The organism is Rhizobium sp. YTU87027 (genome assembly GCF_050644135.1).
GTDB lineage: Bacteria > Pseudomonadota > Alphaproteobacteria > Rhizobiales > Rhizobiaceae > Rhizobium.
Genome location: NZ_CP098440.1, coordinates 1,427,725 through 1,444,450, shown reverse-complemented (window position 1 = coordinate 1,444,450; position 16,726 = coordinate 1,427,725). Strand labels below are relative to the sequence as shown.

15 protein-coding genes are annotated in these 16,726 nt (G+C 58.9%); 14 read left to right on the top strand and 1 reads right to left on the bottom strand.

The window, feature by feature from the left end; all coding sequences use genetic code 11:
* Positions 1 to 316: 316 nt before the first annotated feature.
* From NBG89_RS07330 to NBG89_RS07315, 4 genes are all read left to right on the top strand, one after another.
* Positions 317 to 1,615, top strand: a complete 1,299-nt coding sequence (locus NBG89_RS07330; protein WP_431322264.1) for an efflux RND transporter periplasmic adaptor subunit — start codon at positions 317 to 319, stop codon at positions 1,613 to 1,615.
* Positions 1,616 to 1,627: 12 nt separating this feature from the next.
* A complete protein-coding gene (locus tag NBG89_RS07325; protein WP_088692767.1) occupies positions 1,628 to 2,344 on the top strand; it encodes an ABC transporter ATP-binding protein in 717 nt (238 codons plus the stop codon).
* A complete protein-coding gene (locus NBG89_RS07320; RefSeq protein ID WP_088704214.1) occupies positions 2,334 to 3,542 on the top strand; it encodes an ABC transporter permease in 1,209 nt (402 codons plus the stop codon). The genes NBG89_RS07325 and NBG89_RS07320 overlap by 11 nt, the downstream gene beginning before the upstream one ends.
* A 271-nt stretch (positions 3,543 to 3,813) precedes the next feature.
* Positions 3,814 to 4,431, top strand: a complete 618-nt coding sequence (locus NBG89_RS07315) for a GntR family transcriptional regulator (RefSeq protein ID WP_431322263.1) — start codon at positions 3,814 to 3,816, stop codon at positions 4,429 to 4,431.
* A 42-nt stretch (positions 4,432 to 4,473) separates the two neighbouring features.
* Here the strand turns inward: NBG89_RS07315 and NBG89_RS07310 are convergent, their stop codons facing one another.
* Entirely contained in the window at positions 4,474 to 5,286 is an 813-nt protein-coding gene (locus NBG89_RS07310) for a ferredoxin--NADP reductase (protein ID WP_431322262.1), read from the bottom strand.
* A 246-nt stretch (positions 5,287 to 5,532) separates the two neighbouring features.
* Between NBG89_RS07310 and pcsA the strand changes: the two genes are divergently transcribed.
* From pcsA to yjfF, 10 genes are all read left to right on the top strand, one after another.
* Positions 5,533 to 6,261, top strand: coding sequence for a phosphatidylcholine synthase (pcsA, locus tag NBG89_RS07305; protein ID WP_431322261.1), 729 nt, complete (start codon positions 5,533 to 5,535; stop codon positions 6,259 to 6,261).
* 10 nt (positions 6,262 to 6,271) lie between these two features.
* Entirely contained in the window at positions 6,272 to 7,252 is a 981-nt protein-coding gene (locus NBG89_RS07300; protein ID WP_431322260.1) for a quinone oxidoreductase family protein, read from the top strand.
* Positions 7,253 to 7,294: 42 nt separating this feature from the next.
* Positions 7,295 to 8,869, top strand: coding sequence for an ABC transporter ATP-binding protein (locus NBG89_RS07295; RefSeq protein WP_431322259.1), 1,575 nt, complete (start codon positions 7,295 to 7,297; stop codon positions 8,867 to 8,869).
* Complete coding sequence (locus tag NBG89_RS07290; RefSeq protein WP_088692760.1) at positions 8,859 to 9,944, top strand: ABC transporter permease; 1,086 nt, start codon at positions 8,859 to 8,861, stop codon at positions 9,942 to 9,944. The genes NBG89_RS07295 and NBG89_RS07290 overlap by 11 nt, the downstream gene beginning before the upstream one ends.
* A complete protein-coding gene (locus tag NBG89_RS07285; protein ID WP_431322258.1) occupies positions 9,941 to 10,861 on the top strand; it encodes an ABC transporter permease in 921 nt (306 codons plus the stop codon). Before NBG89_RS07290 ends, NBG89_RS07285 begins: the two co-directional genes overlap by 4 nt.
* A 50-nt stretch (positions 10,862 to 10,911) precedes the next feature.
* Positions 10,912 to 11,985 carry a BMP family ABC transporter substrate-binding protein gene (locus tag NBG89_RS07280; RefSeq protein ID WP_431322257.1) on the top strand — a complete coding sequence of 358 codons (1,074 nt, stop codon included), beginning with the start codon at positions 10,912 to 10,914 and terminating at the stop codon, positions 11,983 to 11,985.
* A gap of 146 nt (positions 11,986 to 12,131) precedes the next feature.
* Positions 12,132 to 13,094: a galactofuranose ABC transporter, galactofuranose-binding protein YtfQ gene (ytfQ, locus tag NBG89_RS07275; protein WP_431322256.1), complete on the top strand. Its 963-nt coding sequence runs from the start codon at positions 12,132 to 12,134 to the stop codon at positions 13,092 to 13,094.
* A 122-nt stretch (positions 13,095 to 13,216) separates the two neighbouring features.
* Positions 13,217 to 14,740, top strand: coding sequence for a galactofuranose ABC transporter, ATP-binding protein YtfR (gene ytfR / locus NBG89_RS07270; RefSeq protein ID WP_431322255.1), 1,524 nt, complete (start codon positions 13,217 to 13,219; stop codon positions 14,738 to 14,740).
* Positions 14,737 to 15,756, top strand: coding sequence for an ABC transporter permease (locus NBG89_RS07265; protein ID WP_431322254.1), 1,020 nt, complete (start codon positions 14,737 to 14,739; stop codon positions 15,754 to 15,756). Before ytfR ends, NBG89_RS07265 begins: the two co-directional genes overlap by 4 nt.
* Positions 15,753 to 16,721 carry a galactofuranose ABC transporter, permease protein YjfF gene (yjfF, locus tag NBG89_RS07260; RefSeq protein ID WP_431322253.1) on the top strand — a complete coding sequence of 323 codons (969 nt, stop codon included), beginning with the start codon at positions 15,753 to 15,755 and terminating at the stop codon, positions 16,719 to 16,721. Before NBG89_RS07265 ends, yjfF begins: the two co-directional genes overlap by 4 nt.
* The last annotated feature ends 5 nt before the right edge of the window (positions 16,722 to 16,726 follow it).

The following is a 16,726-nucleotide window of genomic DNA, read 5'->3' as shown; positions in this document are numbered from 1 at the left end:
TCGTCCTCGGAGTTTGGCGGCGATGCTCGCGGCGATCCGAATTCGTTCGCTGAATGGCGCTCCAAACGATCCCGCCGTCCCAATGCCTTGGATCGAATGCTGCTAAACCTAGCTGCGTCCGAGAGATGGCGCCGGGCCATGCGAGGCGGATGCGCTCGATACCGTTGATCCCACGGAAAACTGAACTCTCATTACCAAGATTTCATTTCATTCTATCAGCATTTCGTGCCAATCCGGGCCGATGCTAATCTGCCGTTCAGCTTCGACATGGTCATCTCGCTGACGCTGCATTGGCGGCTTGTTGACAGAGGCCGGAATGAACGACGTTACGAATACGCACATAACCAAGCCGACAAAGGCGAACGCCGATCTGGCGGCCGTTCTTGCCGCCTCGCGCAAACAGTCCAAGGGCCGTTGGCGTGGTCGCCTATTGGTATTGCTGCTGCTGTTTCTCGCCGGCGGCGCAGTAGCCTACTTCTATTCGCGGCAGGAAGGGAACCAATACAGCTACGCAACCCAGCCCATAAAACGCGGCGACCTGACCGTGCTGGTTACGGCAACGGGGTCGGTGCAGCCGACGGAGCAGGTGGACATTTCAAGCGAGCTGTCCGGCACGGTTCGCGACGTGAACGTCGACTACAACAGCGAGGTCAAGGCCGGCGAGGTTCTTGCCGCCCTCGATACGAACAAGCTTGAGGCTGACGTCAAGAGTTCGCGGGCGAAGCTCGATTCGGCCAAAGCAAACGTCGTGAAAGCGACAGCTGACCTCGAGTCGGCGGAGAGCTCTTTCCAGCGCTCTCGCAACCTCGTTCAAAGCAACGTTTCTACGCAGCAGAGCCTCGAGGATGCGCGCTACAAGTACGACTCGGCGGTCGCCGCGAAGGACATCAACGTTGCTGCCGTGGCCTCTGCAGAGGCTGATCTCCGGCTCGCCGAAGTCAACCTCGCCAAGGCGAAGATCGTTTCGCCGATCAACGGCGTGGTTCTCACTCGTTCTGTCGACCCGGGCGCGACGGTCGCTGCATCGCTGTCGGCGCCTGTCCTCTTCGTTATCGCCGGCGATCTGAGGAAGATGGAACTGCAGGTCGATGTCGACGAGGCCGATGTAGGCCAGATCACGGTCGGCCAGAAGGCAGCCTTCACGGTCGACGCCTATCCCAATCGGAGCTTTCCGGCCGAGATCAAGCAGATTCGATTTGCGTCCGAAACAACGAACAACGTCGTGACCTACAAGGCGATCCTTTCGGTCGACAATGCTGACCTGTTGCTGCGCCCCGGCATGACCGCCACAGCTGACGTAACAGTAGAGGCGGTCAAGAATACCCTCATGCTTCCCAATTCGGCACTTCGCTATGCCCCCCCGGCCGCAGAATCTCCTCGCAGTCGCGGCATTTTCGGCCTGTTCAGGCCACCACGTATGGGACCGCGGACCGGCAACCAGGGCGGCGAATCCCTGACTGGAGCCAAGCGGCGCATTTGGGTGTTGAAAGTAGGCAAACCGGCTGCTGTCGTTATTCAGGTAGGGTCTTCCGACGGACAATTCACGCAGATTGTTTCCGGTGACCTGAAAGAAGGCGACGCCGTGATCACCGACGCCACCTCGCAGGCGAAGTAGGCGGGGCTCACGATGACGAGCCCGCCACTCATCGAATTCAAGCACGTCTCCAAGATCTATGGCCAAGGAGAGGCGGCAATTCGCGCCCTAGATGGAGTCGATCTGTCGATCCGTGAACACGAATTCGTCGCCATCATGGGGCCCTCCGGTTCAGGCAAGTCGACTGCCATGAACATTCTTGGCTGCCTCGATGTGCCGAGCGCCGGCGACTACGTCTTCCAGGGGGTATCGACACAGGGCTTCGACCGCAGCCAGCTGACATTGTTGCGCCGTCATATGCTCGGTTTCGTGTTCCAGGGGTTCAACTTGCTGCCGCGCACCTCGGCTTTGGAAAATGTGGAGCTGCCACTGATCTATCGCGGCATGCATGCGAGTGAGCGCCATAGAAAGGCTAAGGAGGCGCTCGGGCTTGTGGGTCTTTCCGGTCGCGAACATCACAAGACACAAGAACTTTCCGGTGGCCAGCAGCAACGCGTCGCCATTGCCCGCGCGATTGTGACCGAACCCTCACTGCTTCTGGCGGATGAACCGACCGGTAATCTCGATACCAAGACCAGCGTTGAGATCATGGATTTGATGACGCGCCTGAATCGTGAACAGGGCATCACGATCGTCATGGTGACGCATGAGCCTGACATTGCCGCCTATGCGCAGCGCCTGCTGCGCTTCATCGATGGCAAGCTGGAGACGGAACTCGAGCATCGCGGGAGGGCGGATCATGTTCTTTGAGACACTGAAACTTGCCCTACGAGCGATCAGCCGGAACATGCTCCGCTCCTTCCTCACCGTGCTCGGCGTCGTCATCGGCGTGGCGGCGGTCATCGCGTTGGTAACGATTGGCAACGGAACGACCGCCCAGGTCTCGGCCGAGCTTTCGAGGCTCGGCACCAACATGCTGTTTGCGCGTCCGGGCCAATTCGGCCCGGGTCGCGCGAGCTCGGAAGCCCGCCGCTTCACTGTCAAGGACGTCGATGCCATCCGCGATCAGGTTAACGGCCTCCGTGCCACTGCGCCGCTCAATCAGACGACCGCAACGGTCATTTACGGCGGGCAGAGCCACTCGACGACCGTGATGGGGACGACCAACGACTACTTCATCGCACAGGATTGGGACATGGCGACCGGCCGCACTTTCGATGCGGCAGAGGAACGCGGGCGCCCGCGCTGCATCCTCGGCGAGACGGTCCGCTCGCAACTCTTCGGCGCCGCCGATCCCACGGGGCAACAGATTCGCGTCGGCAAGATTTCGTGCAGCGTCATTGGCGTTCTTGCCAAGCGGGGCCAGTCCGGCATGGGCAACGACCAGGACGATGTCGTCGTTATGCCCGTCAAGGTCTATCAACGCCGGATCGGCGGCAAGGCGAACGCCAATGTCCAGATGATCGTGATTTCGGCGCGCGACGGAGTATCGACGTCGAAGGTCCAGGACGAAACCGAAAACCTGCTTCGCGAGCGGCGCAAGATTATCCCCGGTCGCGAGGATGACTTCAACGTCAATGACATGACGCAGATTGCGGATGCAATGACCGGCACGACAACGCTGCTGACCAGCCTGCTCGGAGCCGTCGCCGCGATCAGCCTGCTCGTTGGCGGCATCGGGATCATGAACATCATGCTAGTGTCCGTGACCGAGCGCACCCGCGAAATCGGCATACGCCTGGCAATTGGTGCGCTGGAAAACCAGGTGCTGTTGCAGTTCCTTGTCGAGGCCGTCGCACTCTCGGTATTCGGCGGCATCGCTGGGATCCTGCTTGGGGTCGGCCTCGGCTATGGGGCGGTGACGGTCCTCAAGGTGCCTTTCGTCGTCAGCCCGACGATGATTGCAGTGGCGTTCGCGTTCTCTGCAGCGATCGGGATGGTGTTCGGGTACTTCCCGGCGCGTCGTGCGGCACAACTCAATCCGATCGAGGCCCTGAGACACGAGTAATCGGTCGCCTAGCCGTCTTCTTGACCTTCGCGGTGGATGCGCCCGACAATTAGCCACGAGCACGATCGGGCAGGGAGGGGCGCTATCCCGTTCGCCCTGCGCCGCCACGCCATTCGTTAGCAGATCGGAAGCGCTTGACGGGGGAGGAACGTCGCTCTCACATCACCCTTGCTCGGTGCCAGCTTGCCGTTCGAAAGCGCACTGATATATCATCAGCTTTTATAGTCGCCTCCGCGACCTGCAGACATTTTCAGAAGCCACGGATACGCGAATGCAGAACTCTCTCAGCCACCTTGCCTATCTCACCTTGGAGCACGCGATCGTGACGTTGACGTTGCAGCCGGGCGCCTTGGTGACTGAAAAGCATCTGATTGACCTTGCCGGCCACGGGCGTACGCCGGTGCGCGAGGCGATACAGAAGTTGGCTTGGCAAGGGCTGATCGTGGTGAAGCCGCGCGTCGGGCTACGGGTAGCTGAGATCAAGCCGACAGACCATAACAATGTGATGCAGGTTCGCCGCGAACTCGAGCCGATCGCCGCCGCATTGGCTGCCGAATTTGCGACAGTAGAGCACAGAAGAGAGCTGGGCGAATGCGCACAGGCGATGGAAGTGTGCGCCACAACCGGCGATTTGGCGGCATTCTTCGCCGCGGACAAGGCCTTTGACGAAATTCTGGAGGAAGCCTGCCCCAACGCCTTTATTACGTCGGCCCTTGGACCGGTTCAGACTCATTCGCGTCGTCTCTGGTCCGCGTCCACGAGTCCTGGCCGTATGGATCAATCCATCTCGTTACACGTGACAGTCATGCGAGCCATCCAGCAAGGCAAATCCAAGGATGCCGGCCAAGCCATGAGCGCGCTGATCGACTATCTCAGCAACCACAATTGAAAACGGCCCCACTGGGGCCGTAGATCAAGTATCTTGGTGAGTTTAACCTACGAATGCTCGTTCGATCACGAACTCTGCTGGCTTGCTGTTTGCGCCCTCGTTGAGGCCGGCCTTTTCCAGCAGATCCTTCGTATCCTTCAGCATCGCGGAGGAACCGCAGATCATGCCACGATCGATTGCCGGATCGAGCGGCGGGACGCCGAGGTCGGCAAAGAGCTTGCCGGACGAAATCAGGTCGGTGATGCGGCCGCGGTACTCAAAGTCCTCGCGGGTGACTGTCGCATAATGGCGCAGCTTGTTGCCAACGACTTCCTGCAGGAGTTCGTCGTTCTTGATCTCTTCGACCAGATCGAAGCCATACTTCAGTTCGGCTACGTCGCGGGTCGTGTGGGTGAGGATGACTTCCTCGTACTTCTCATAGGTTTCAGGATCACGGATCAAGCTTGCGAAGGGCGCAATGCCGGTGCCGGTCGAAAACATATAGAGACGACGGCCAGGCGTGAGGGCGTCGAGCACCAGCGTGCCCGTTGGCTTCTTGCGCATCAGGACCTGGTCGCCTGGTTTGATCGCCTGCAGATGCGAGGTCAGCGGGCCGTCCGGAACCTTGATCGAGAAGAACTCAAGCTCTTCTGCCCAGGCGGGGCTTGCGATCGAGTAGGCACGGAAGATCGGCTTGCCCTCGACCATCAGTCCGATCATAGCGAATTCGCCGGACCGGAAACGGAAGCCCTGCGGACGCGTCATCGTAAACCGAAACAGGCGATCCGTGTAATGAGTCACGCTGAGCACGGTTTCGGCATAGACTCCGGCCGGAAGCGAGGAGGCGAAGTCTTCGGTCTTTGCAGGGGCGTTCATTTCGGTATCGGATCCCGTATTCGTCGCACAATGATTTCAATGCCAGCGAGATATTACAAATAGTGTCGCGATTAAAGGTATTCCATTCTTTCTCAGGCAACTTGCACGAAATATGCGTGTCGCGGTCGGGATTCCGTGGCCTTGCAGCGCTTCCTCGCTTTTGCGCTGGCGAAGCGAAGCAAAGGATGCATATTAGGCAAAAACCGCGTCTGCCGGGCGCGGACGCCATAGGCTGCTCGGGGAAACATGAAGATTTTCAATTACAAGCGCGTACCTTACGCGGAAATGCGCGCATTCTCCGTCCATATTCTGACGGCATCCGGGTCCTTTCTCGCGTTTCTCGGCGTCGTCGCGGCAGCCGAGCACAGGTTCATCGATATGTTCTGGTGGCTCGGCCTCGCGCTTCTCGTTGATGGCATCGATGGACCGATTGCCCGCAAGGTGAGCGTCAAGGAAGTGCTGCCAAACTGGTCGGGCGATACGCTCGACAATATCATCGATTACGTGACCTATGTCCTGCTGCCGGCTTTCGCACTCTATCAGAGCGGCATGATCGGTGAGCCATGGTCCTTCGTGGCGGCAGGGATGATCGTCGTATCAAGCGCAATCTACTATGCCGATACGGGCATGAAGACCGAGGAGTACTTCTTCTCGGGCTTTCCCGTGGTCTGGAACATGATCGTCTTCACATTGTTCGTCATCGATGCCAGCGCGATCACGGCTCTCGCCGTCGTCCTTGTCTCCGTCATCCTCACCTTCCTGCCAATCAATTTTCTGCATCCAGTCCGCGTACAGCGCCTGCGGCCGCTCAATCTCGGCGTCTTCTTCTTGTGGTCGGCGCTCGGAATGTATGCATTGCTGATGCATTTCGTGATCCCGCAATGGGCGCTTGTCCTCTTTATCCTCAGTGGTATCTACCTCTACTGCATCGGCGCCGTGCTGCAGTTCTTCCCGGCGCTTGGACGGCGCGATTAGGGAGAAGGCAATGGCAAGAACGCAGGCGGTTTCATTCGGCAAGACTGGCGGACCTGAAGTCCTCGAATACATCGATATCGAGCTGCCGCCTCCCGGCGCAGGAGAAGTCCAGATCAAGCATGCGGCCATCGGCCTGAACTTCATTGATGTCTACTTCCGGACAGGTCTCTATAAAGCGCCGCATCTGCCTTTCGTGACTGGCAAGGAAGCGGCCGGTACGGTTACGGCAGTCGGCCCCGGCGTGGAGGAGTTTAAGGTCGGCGATCGCGTCGCCTACGCCGGTTCGGATGGCGCCTACAGCGTCGAACGAAACATCGAAACGAAGCACCTCGTGAAGGTTCCGGACGGTATTCCCCTGGAGACGGCCGCTTCGATGATGCTGAAGGGAATGACCGCGGAGTATCTTCTCAACCGGACCTACAAGGTCGGCCCCGGGACCACGATCCTGTTTCATGCCGCAGCCGGTGGCGTCGGTCTCATCGCCGGGCAATGGGCCAAGGCGCTCGGCGCAACCGTGATCGGCACCGCGGGCTCGGACAGCAAAGTGCGTCTAGCACTCCAGCACGGATACGACCACGTCATCAATTACAATACCGAGAATTTCGCAGAACGTGTACGCGAGATTACCGGTGGCGCTGGCGTTCACGTCGTCTATGACTCGATCGGCCGCGACACGTTTCCACAATCGCTCGACTGCTTGAGACGGCTTGGCATGTTCGTGTCATTCGGCCAGTCTTCAGGGCCGATCGAGAACTTCACACTTTCCATGCTCGCGCAGAAGGGGTCGCTCTTTGCAACGCGGCCCACACTTTTCACCTACATCGCCACACGCGAAGAGCTAACCAATTGTGCAAACGCGTTATTTGATGTTGTTTTGAGCAATAAAGTGCGTATCAATATAAACCAAACCTATCCATTACGTGAGGTCGGGCGGGCCCACATGGATCTGGAGTCCAGAAAAACTACCGGAACTACGCTGCTGATCCCATAGTGACCTGAATGGGCAGGGTCGGCAGAGGGAAATGAGGGGAACGTGTCGTTATCTGATGTGCCGGGTCCCGGCGCGTTGTTGTCGGTCCAGCAACTGACGAAACTCTTCGGCAGCTTTGCTGCCTGCAACCATATCGATCTCGATATCGCCCCCGGCGAAATCCATGCCCTCCTTGGTGAAAACGGCGCCGGCAAATCGACGCTCGTCAAGATGCTGTTCGGCGTGCTCGAACCGACTGAGGGCAATATTCTATGGGAAGGCCGGCCGGTCGCAATCGGCTCGCCAGGCGACGCCCGCAAGCTCGGCATCGGCATGGTCTTCCAGCATTTCTCCCTCTTCGAGGCGCTGACCGTCGCTGAAAACATCGCGCTTTCGCTTGATGACAGCATCCCGATCGGCAGAATTGCGGAAGAGGCAAGGGCGCTCTCGCGCGCCTATGGCCTGCCGCTCGACCCGCATGCCCACGTTGCCGATCTTTCCGTCGGCGAACGCCAGCGTATCGAGATCGTGCGCGCACTGCTGCAAAACCCCAAGCTCATCATTCTTGACGAGCCAACTTCGGTGCTGACACCGCAGGAGGCAGACAAGCTTTTCGAAACGCTCTTCAAATTGAAGTCGGAGGGCAAATCGGTCCTCTATATCAGCCATCGGCTCGAGGAAGTTCAGCGCATCTGCGATCGCGCGACCGTGTTGCGCAATGGCAGGGTCACAGGCGCCTGCGATCCACGTCAGGAGACGCCGGCTTCTCTCGCCCGGATGATGGTCGGCAGCGACGTTGCGACCGTTACGCATCCCGACCGCGGCAACAAGGGTGAGGTGCAACTTTCCGTCGCCAATCTTTCCGTCGCCGCACGCACGCCCTTCGCCATGCCCTTGAAGGACGTGTCCATGACCGTTCGTTCCGGCGAAATTCTGGCGATCGCGGGCGTTGCCGGCAACGGCCAGGGCGAACTCTTCGATGCGCTCTCAGGAGAGTATCCTGTAAGTTCACCGGATGCGATCACGATCCGCAAGAAGGCCGTGGGCACTCAGGGCATCACAGCGCGGCGTCTGCTTGGCGCCGGTTTCGTGCCGGAAGAGCGCCATGGCCACGCCGCCGTCTCGACGATGAAGCTCTCGGACAATCTCGTCCTGGCGCGCAGCCAATCTGACCGCAGGGCCTTTCTCGGCGGCGGTTTTCTCAACGTCATTCGCAGTGGCGCCGTCAAGACCGCAACGAAGCGGATCGCCGATGCGATGGACGTGCGCAAGAGCGGCGAGGATCCGGCCGCAGGCTCGCTTTCCGGCGGAAACCTGCAGAAGTTCATCGTTGGCCGCGAACTCGACCGCCAGCCGGCGGTTCTCGTCGTCAATCAACCGACCTGGGGCGTCGATGCAGGGGCCGCCGGCCGCATTCGCCAGGCGCTTGTGGATCTGGCGCGGAACGGCTCGGCTGTCGTCGTTATCAGCCAGGACCTTGATGAAATATTCGAAGTCGCAACGGAGATTGCCGTGATTTCTGAGGGGCGGCTTTCGCAGCCCTTCCCGGCAGGAGAACTGTCTCGGGAAAAGATTGGCCTCTTGATGGGCGGCCTGCACGAGAGCAAGACCACCTCGGAGGCGGCCAATGCGCATTGAACTCGAAAAGCGGCCGCAGTCATCCAAACTCTACGGCTTCGTATCGCCGCTGTTGGCATTGCTGCTAACGCTGATTGCCGGCGCGATCATGTTTGCCATTCTTGGCAAAAACCCGGTCGAAGCCCTCGACGCCTTTTTCCTCGAACCCTTGCTTGAAGTGTGGTCGCTGCACGAACTTGCCGTCAAGGCGGCACCCCTGATCATGATCGGCGTCGGGCTGGCGGTCTGTTACCGCTCCAACAATTGGAATATCGGCGCCGAAGGACAGTTTACGATCGGCGCGATCACCGGCTCTATTCTGCCAATCGTATTCACGGAGTGGCATTCACCTGCCGTGCTGCCCCTGATGCTTATCATGGGCGCCATCGGCGGCGCTTTGTTTGCGGCAATTCCGGCGCTGCTGAAGGCGCATTTCAATACCAACGAAATCCTGACGAGCCTGATGCTCGTCTACATCGCACAGCTTTTCCTCGATTGGCTGATCCGTGGCGCTTGGCGTAATCCGCAGGGCTTCAACTTTCCCGAAAGCGTGCCATTTCCACCTGAAGCCACGCTGCCGGCGATCTGGGAAGAATCTGGCCGGGCGCACTGGGCCTTCGTCTTTGCGATCGTCGCTGCGTTGCTCGTCTGGTTCATGCTGAAATACACACTGAGGGGCTTTGAGATCGTCGTGCTCGGCCAGTCCGAGCGGGCCGGGCGCTTCGCCGGCTTTTCGTCGAAGAAAATGATCTGGTTCAGCTTCCTGTTTTCGGGGGGCCTTGCCGGACTTGCCGGTATCTCCGAAGTGTCTGGATCAATCGGACATCTGCAGCCCGCGATTTCCCCCGGCTATGGCTTCACGGCAATCATCGTCGCGTTTCTCGGACGTCTCAACCCGCTCGGCATCATTGCGTCCGGTCTCGTGCTGGCTTTGACCTATCTCGGCGGCGAGGCTGCGCAGCTATCGCTTGGCGTATCCGACAAGGTGACGCGCGTCTTCCAGGGCTTGCTGCTCTTTTTCGTGCTCTCGTGTGACACCCTCATTTATTACAAGATCCGCGTCGTCTGGTCGCGGGTAAGGGGAGGTGTCGTGTGAGCATCTTCGAAGCCATTCTACTGACGGTCATTACAGCCTCCACGCCTCTCGTCATTGCCGCGCTGGGCGAGCTCGTCGCCGAGCGCTCGGGTGTTCTCAACCTCGGCGTCGAAGGCATGATGATCATGGGGGCCGTCGCGGCCTTCGCGAGCGCGCAGATTTCGGGCTCTCCTTATATCGGGCTGCTTGGCGGAATTGTCGCCGGCGCATTGTTTTCGCTGCTGTTCGGCTTTCTGACTCTGACGCTGGTTGCCAATCAGGTGGCGACGGGTTTGGCGCTGACCATCCTGGGACTTGGCGTTTCAGGAATGTTGGGTGAGGGCTATGTGGGTGTGCCCGGCGTCCGCCTCGCGCCGATCGTCGTTCCTTACCTTTCCGACATTCCGCTCGTCGGTTCTGTGCTGTTCCATCAGGACCTGACCTTCTATCTGTCGCTTGCATTGCTGTTCGGCGTCAGCTGGTTCCTGTTCCGCAGCCGCACCGGCCTGAAGCTGCGCGCCATCGGCGACAGTCACAGCTCGGCCCATGCCCTTGGCATCAGCGTCATCCGCACGCGCTACCTCGCCGTTATGTTCGGCGGCGCCTGTGCCGGTTTGGCGGGCGCACAGCTTTCCCTCGTCTATACGCCACAATGGGTGGAGAACATGTCTTCCGGCCGCGGCTGGATCACACTCGCCCTCGTCGTCTTCGCATCCTGGCGTCCATGGAGGGTTTTTGCGGGTGGCTATCTGTTCGGCGCAGTCACGATCCTGCAGCTTCACGCACAGGCTTTCGGGGTTGGAATTCCAGCCCAGTTTCTGTCGATGCTCCCCTATGCTGCCACTATTGTGGTTCTTGTCATCATTTCTCATAATCGACGCACGACGTTGATCAACACGCCCGCGTCGCTGGGAAAAGCATTCGTGCCGGAGCGCTAAACAAAAGAATGAAACGCGCTTCCGGAAATTCCAAACCAACAGGGGTTATCATGAAAAAACTCGCACTCGCATTTGCCGCATCGGCTGCTGCGGTCCTGAGCGTCGGTTCCGCCGCGCAGGCTGCAGACAAGACCAAGGTCTGCTTCGTCTACGTCGGATCGCACACGGACGGCGGCTATTCGCAGGCTCACGATCTTGGCCGCCAGCAGATCCAGAAGGAATTCGGCGACAAGATCGATACGCCTTACCTCGAAAACGTGCCGGAAGGCCCCGACGCCGAACGTGCGATCGAGCGTCTGGCGCGTTCGGGCTGCAAGCTGATCTTTACGACCTCCTTCGGCTTCATGGACGCCACCGTGAAGGTCGCCGCCAAGTTCCCGAACGTGAAGTTCGAACACGGCACCGGCTATAAGTCAGGCCCTAACCTTGCTACCTACAACTCGCGCTTCTACGAAGGCCGCTACATCCTCGGCCAGATCGCAGCGAAGACCTCGAAGAACCATGGCGCCGCCTACATCGCATCCTTCCCGATCCCGGAAGTCGTGATGGGCATAAACGCCTTCGAGCAGGGCGCTCGCTCCATCGATCCCGACTTCAAGCTGAAGGTGATCTGGGTGAACACCTGGTTCGACCCGGGCAAGGAAGCCGATGCCGCGAAGGCCATGGTCGACCAGGGCGTCGATGTGCTGACGCAGCACACGGATACGACTGCTCCGATGCAGGTCGCCGAGGAACGCGGCATTCATGCATTCGGCCAGGCCTCGGATATGATCGCAGCCGGCCCGAAGGCTCAGCTGACGGCAATCGTCGACACCTGGGGCAACTACTACTCCAAGCGCGTTCACGCTCTCCTCGATGGCACCTGGAAGTCCGAGCAGAGCTGGGACGGCTTGAAGGATGGTATCCTCAAGATGGCCGACTACACCAACATGCCTGATGACGTGAAAAAGATGGCCCAGGAAACCGAAGCCAAGATCAAGTCCGGCGAATTGCATCCCTTCACCGGCCCGATCAACAAGCAGGATGGCACGCCTTGGCTGAAGGCTGGCGAGAAGGCTGACGACGCCACGCTGCTCGGCATGAACTTCTACGTCAAGGGCGTCGACGACAAGCTGCCGAAGTGATCTCGGCAAATTGTTAGCACATGCGAAAAGGCGCTCGTTTTGAGCGCCTTTTTTGTTGCGCCGCATACCAGAAAGTGCATTTACAAAAGTAATACTATATGATTTTTTCCTTCTGTGCCGCGTGGAGGCGGCTTTGGGAGGAAATTATGAAATTGAAGACTGCACTCTTGGGTGCCACGATTTTGGCTGCCTGCATGTTCGGCTCTGCATCGGCTGCTGAACTTGTTGTCGGCTTTTCGCAGATTGGCTCGGAATCCGGCTGGCGTGCTGCCGAAACCACCGTCACGAAGGAACAGGCCAAGAAGCGGGGGGTGGACCTGAAGTTTGCCGACGCGCAGCAGAAGCAGGAAAACCAGATCAAGGCGATCCGCTCCTTCATCGCTCAGGGCGTCAACGCCATCTTCCTGGCTCCGGTCGTGGAGACCGGCTGGGACGCGGTTCTGAAGGAAGCGAAGGAAGCGGAGATCCCGGTTATCCTGCTCGACCGGACGATCAAGGCGCCTGAAGACCTCTACCTGACCGCCGTTACGTCGGATCAGGTTCACGAAGGCAAGGTTGCCGGCGACTGGCTGGTAAAGACTGTCGGCGACAAGCCTTGTAACATTGTCGAGCTTCAGGGTACGACCGGTTCTTCGCCGGCTATCGCCCGCAAGAAGGGCTTCGAGGAAGCCATTGCAGGCAAGGCAAACTTCAAGATCGTTCGCAGCCAAACCGGTGACTTCACCCGCACCAAGGGCAAGGAAGTCATGGAAAGCTTCCTGAAGGCTGAAAACGGCGGCAAGGACATCTGCGCGCTTTATGCTCACAACGACGACATGGCCGTGGGCGGCATCCAGGCGATCAAGGAAGCCGGTCTGAAGCCGGGCAAGGATATCCTGGTTGTCTCGATCGATGCCGTGCCCGATATCTTCAAGGCCATGTCTGCCGGCGAGGCGAACGCGACCGTGGAACTCACGCCGAACATGGCAGGTCCCGCGTTCGACGTGCTCGACGCGTACCTGAAGGACAAGAAGGCTCCGGCGAAGTGGATCCAGACGGAATCGAAGCTCTACACGCCAGCCGACGATCCGATGAAGGTCTACGAGTCGAAGAAGAACCTCGGCTACTGATTTTTGAGGCTAGAACCGCACCGGCCCATCTTGGGCCGGTGCGGACCTACCGAATGCCAGTTGGGACTTCATATCCGTCCACGGCGCGGCAGTGTCGGTTCATATCAGGAAAAGCCGCCTTCATGTTTCAAGATTACGAGACTATTCTAACCGCTTCCGGGATATCGAAATTCTTCCCGGGCGCCATTGCGCTCGACAAGGTCGATTTCGCGCTGCGCAAGGGCGAGGTGCATGCGCTTCTGGGCGAAAACGGCGCGGGAAAATCCACGCTCATCAAATGCATCACGGGCGCCTATCACCGCGACCAGGGTCGGCTCGCGCTTGACGGCACCGAGATCAATCCGTCCGATACACTTGCCGCCCAGAAACTCGGCATCGGCACTGTGTACCAGGAGGTCAATCTCCTGCCCAATCTCAGCGTCGCCGAAAACTTATATCTCGGTCGCCAGCCGAAGCGGCTCGGCATGATCGATGTACGTGCGATGAACCGGCAGGCGCGGGCACTGCTCGATCAGTACGGCATAGACGTTGACGTCACCGCTCAACTCGATCGGTTTTCGGTCGCCGTGCAGCAGGTGGTAGCAATCGCGCGAGCGGTGGATTTGTCCGGCAAAGTTCTTATCCTCGACGAGCCGACTGCAAGTCTTGATGCCCAGGAAGTCGCGATGCTCTTTCACATCATGCGTAACTTGAAAGAACGCGGCCTTGGTATTGTCTTTATTACTCATTTTCTGGAACAGGTATACGAAGTCAGTGATCGCATCACGGTGCTCCGAAATGGCAGGCTGGTCGGCACCCGCGAAACGTCGGAGCTGTCTCGCCAGAACCTCATCTCCATGATGCTCGGGCACGAATTAGCGAATGCCGAGGCCACGGCGCGGGCACACACTGTTAACGCTGGCCCGGTCAGATACAGGTTTGAAGGCTACGGCAAGCGCGGCAAGGTGAAGCCGTTCGACCTCGACGTCCGTGTCGGCGAAGTGGTGGGCGTCGCGGGGTTGCTCGGGTCGGGCCGCACAGAGACTGCCGAGTTAATTTTCGGAATCGAGCAGGCTGACAGCGGAACCGTAAAAGTCGATGACAAGCAGGTGACGCTATCGAACCCGCGCGCCGCGATCCGTAATGGCTTCGGCTTCTGTCCAGAAGATCGCAAGACAGACGGGATTATCGGCGACCTCTCGATTCGCGAGAACATTGCGCTGGCGCTGCAGGCACGCAGGGGCTGGGCCCGCCCGATCTCTCGTGCCGATCAAAACGCTCTGGCCGACCGCTACATCAGTGCTCTCGACATCCGGACGACGGACAGGGAGAAGCCGATCCGTCTGCTGTCCGGCGGCAATCAGCAGAAAGCAATCCTGGCGCGCTGGCTTGCTACGAATCCGGACTTCCTAATCCTGGATGAGCCAACCCGCGGCATCGACGTCGGTGCCCATGCCGAGATCATTCGCCTGATTGAAGATCTCTGCGCGAAGGGCATGTCGCTGATCGTTATTTCTTCGGAATTAGAAGAGCTTATCGCCTATAGCTCACGGATTTTGGTCCTCCGCGATCGCGAGCACGTCGCGGAACTGACGGGTGACAATCTCAGCACCGCTAGCATCGTCGATACCATCGCCGCCGCCCAGAAGAAGACGGAGGACGCATGAAGTCGTCGCTCAATGCACTGCTGATCCGCCTAGCGCCGCAACTCATCGCTCTGGCAATCATTCTTCTATTGAATTTCATGATGTTTCCGCAGTTTTTTAATGTTGTTGTTCAGAATGGTCGGTTCTATGGCAGCCTGATAGATGTGCTGAACCGCGGTGCGCCAGTCGCCTTGCTGGCAATCGGCATGACGCTGGTAATTGCGACCAAAGGGATCGACCTGTCGGTCGGCGCTGTGATCGCGATCTGCGGGGCGGTTGCGGCCTCATCCATCGTGTCCGGTCATTCGCTTGCGATGACGCTGTTGGTAACGGTCGGGGTCGGGCTGCTTTGCGGCGTATGGAACGGACTGTTGGTGGCCGTGCTGAATATCCAGCCGATCATCGCGACGCTCGTGCTGATGGTGGCCGGACGCGGGATCGCGCAGCTCATCACCGAGGGGGTCATCATGACGTTCAATGATGAAGGGTTGATCGCGCTCGGCAGCGGTTCCTTCGCATTCCTGCCCATGCCAGTCATCATATGGCTGGTCATGGCCGCCCTGGTGATCCTGCTTGTGAGGCGCACGGCGCTTGGCATGCTGATCGAAGCGACTGGCATCAATCGACGTGCCAGCATGCTTTCTGGCGTACGGACGCCGGTACTGCTGATGGCCGTTTATATGTTGAGCAGCCTTTGCGCTTCGATCGCCGGGATCATCGTCGCGGCCGATATCAAGGGCGCGGATGCGAACAATGCCGGTCTCTGGCTGGAACTCGATGCGATCTTGGCGGTCGTCGTCGGTGGCAACTCGCTGCTTGGCGGACGTTTCAGCATCCTGGGATCGTTGATCGGAGCTATGATTATTCAGGCTGTGAACACCGGCATTCTGCTCTCAGGATTTCCGCCGGAATTCAACCTTATCATCAAGGCGGTGATTGTCATCGTGATCCTTGTCATTCAGTCGCCGGCGGTTCAATCGGCGGCGGTAATTCTCAGCCGGCGATCGAGCAGCGTCAGGGAAGGGCAGATTCAATGAACTCCAAATATCTGCCGCTGCTGGCAACGGTCGTCATCTTCGTTCTCTCCTACGCGATCTGCACCCTGCAGTATCCCAACATCCTGTCCACCCGTGTGATTGGCAACCTATTGACCGACAATGCCTTTCTCGGCATCGCCGCAGTCGGCATGACGTTTGTCATCATTTCGGGCGGGATTGATCTATCGATCGGCTCGATCATCGCGTTCACCGGCGTCTTCCTGGCAGTCATCCTGCAGAACACGACAATCCATCCGCTCGTTGCGTTTGCGCTAGTGCTGATCATCACGACCGCCTTCGGCGCGGCAATGGGCGCGATCATTCACTATCTCGAAATGCCGGCTTTCATCGTGACGCTTGCGGGCATGTTCCTGGCACGCGGTATGGCGTTCGTGCTGTCGATCGACAGCATCCCGATCAATCATGACTACTACACCACGCTGACAGGCCTCTATTACAAGATGCCGGGTGGCGGGCGGCTGACGCTGATCGGCGGCATCATGCTTGTCGTCTTTGCCGTGGGCATATTCCTGGCGCATCGCACGCGCTTCGGCACGAATGTCTACGCGCTCGGCGGCGGCTCGCAAACGGCGCAACTCATGGGCGTTCCCGTGGGCCGCACCACGATCCGGATCTATGCATTATCCGGCTTTCTCGCCGGCCTATCCGGAATCGTTTTTTCGCTCTATACGTCGGCCGGTTATTCTCTGGCAGCAGTCGGCGTCGAACTGGATGCGATCGCGGCAGTCGTCATCGGGGGGACGCTGTTGACCGGCGGGGCGGGATTCGTGGCAGGTACCTTCATCGGTATCCTGATACAGGGGCTCATTCAGACCTACATCACCTTCGACGGGACGCTGTCGAGCTGGTGGACGAAGATCTTGATTGGTTTTTTGCTTTTTGCATTCATTCTAATGCAGAAGGTTATTCTCTTCCTTTCCAGTATGAATAAGAGGTATGCCTGAACGGG

Coding starts and splice junctions, on each gene's coding strand:
- NBG89_RS07330 (WP_431322264.1), top strand. CDS start 317: ATGAACGACGTTACGAATACGCACATAACCAAGCCGACAAAGGCGAAC.
- NBG89_RS07325 (WP_088692767.1), top strand. CDS start 1,628: ATGACGAGCCCGCCACTCATCGAATTCAAGCACGTCTCCAAGATCTAT.
- NBG89_RS07320 (WP_088704214.1), top strand. CDS start 2,334: ATGTTCTTTGAGACACTGAAACTTGCCCTACGAGCGATCAGCCGGAAC.
- NBG89_RS07315 (WP_431322263.1), top strand. CDS start 3,814: ATGCAGAACTCTCTCAGCCACCTTGCCTATCTCACCTTGGAGCACGCG.
- NBG89_RS07310 (WP_431322262.1), bottom strand. CDS start 5,286: ATGAACGCCCCTGCAAAGACCGAAGACTTCGCCTCCTCGCTTCCGGCC.
- pcsA (WP_431322261.1), top strand. CDS start 5,533: ATGAAGATTTTCAATTACAAGCGCGTACCTTACGCGGAAATGCGCGCA.
- NBG89_RS07300 (WP_431322260.1), top strand. CDS start 6,272: ATGGCAAGAACGCAGGCGGTTTCATTCGGCAAGACTGGCGGACCTGAA.
- NBG89_RS07290 (WP_088692760.1), top strand. CDS start 8,859: ATGCGCATTGAACTCGAAAAGCGGCCGCAGTCATCCAAACTCTACGGC.
- NBG89_RS07280 (WP_431322257.1), top strand. CDS start 10,912: ATGAAAAAACTCGCACTCGCATTTGCCGCATCGGCTGCTGCGGTCCTG.
- ytfQ (WP_431322256.1), top strand. CDS start 12,132: ATGAAATTGAAGACTGCACTCTTGGGTGCCACGATTTTGGCTGCCTGC.
- ytfR (WP_431322255.1), top strand. CDS start 13,217: ATGTTTCAAGATTACGAGACTATTCTAACCGCTTCCGGGATATCGAAA.
- NBG89_RS07265 (WP_431322254.1), top strand. CDS start 14,737: ATGAAGTCGTCGCTCAATGCACTGCTGATCCGCCTAGCGCCGCAACTC.
- yjfF (WP_431322253.1), top strand. CDS start 15,753: ATGAACTCCAAATATCTGCCGCTGCTGGCAACGGTCGTCATCTTCGTT.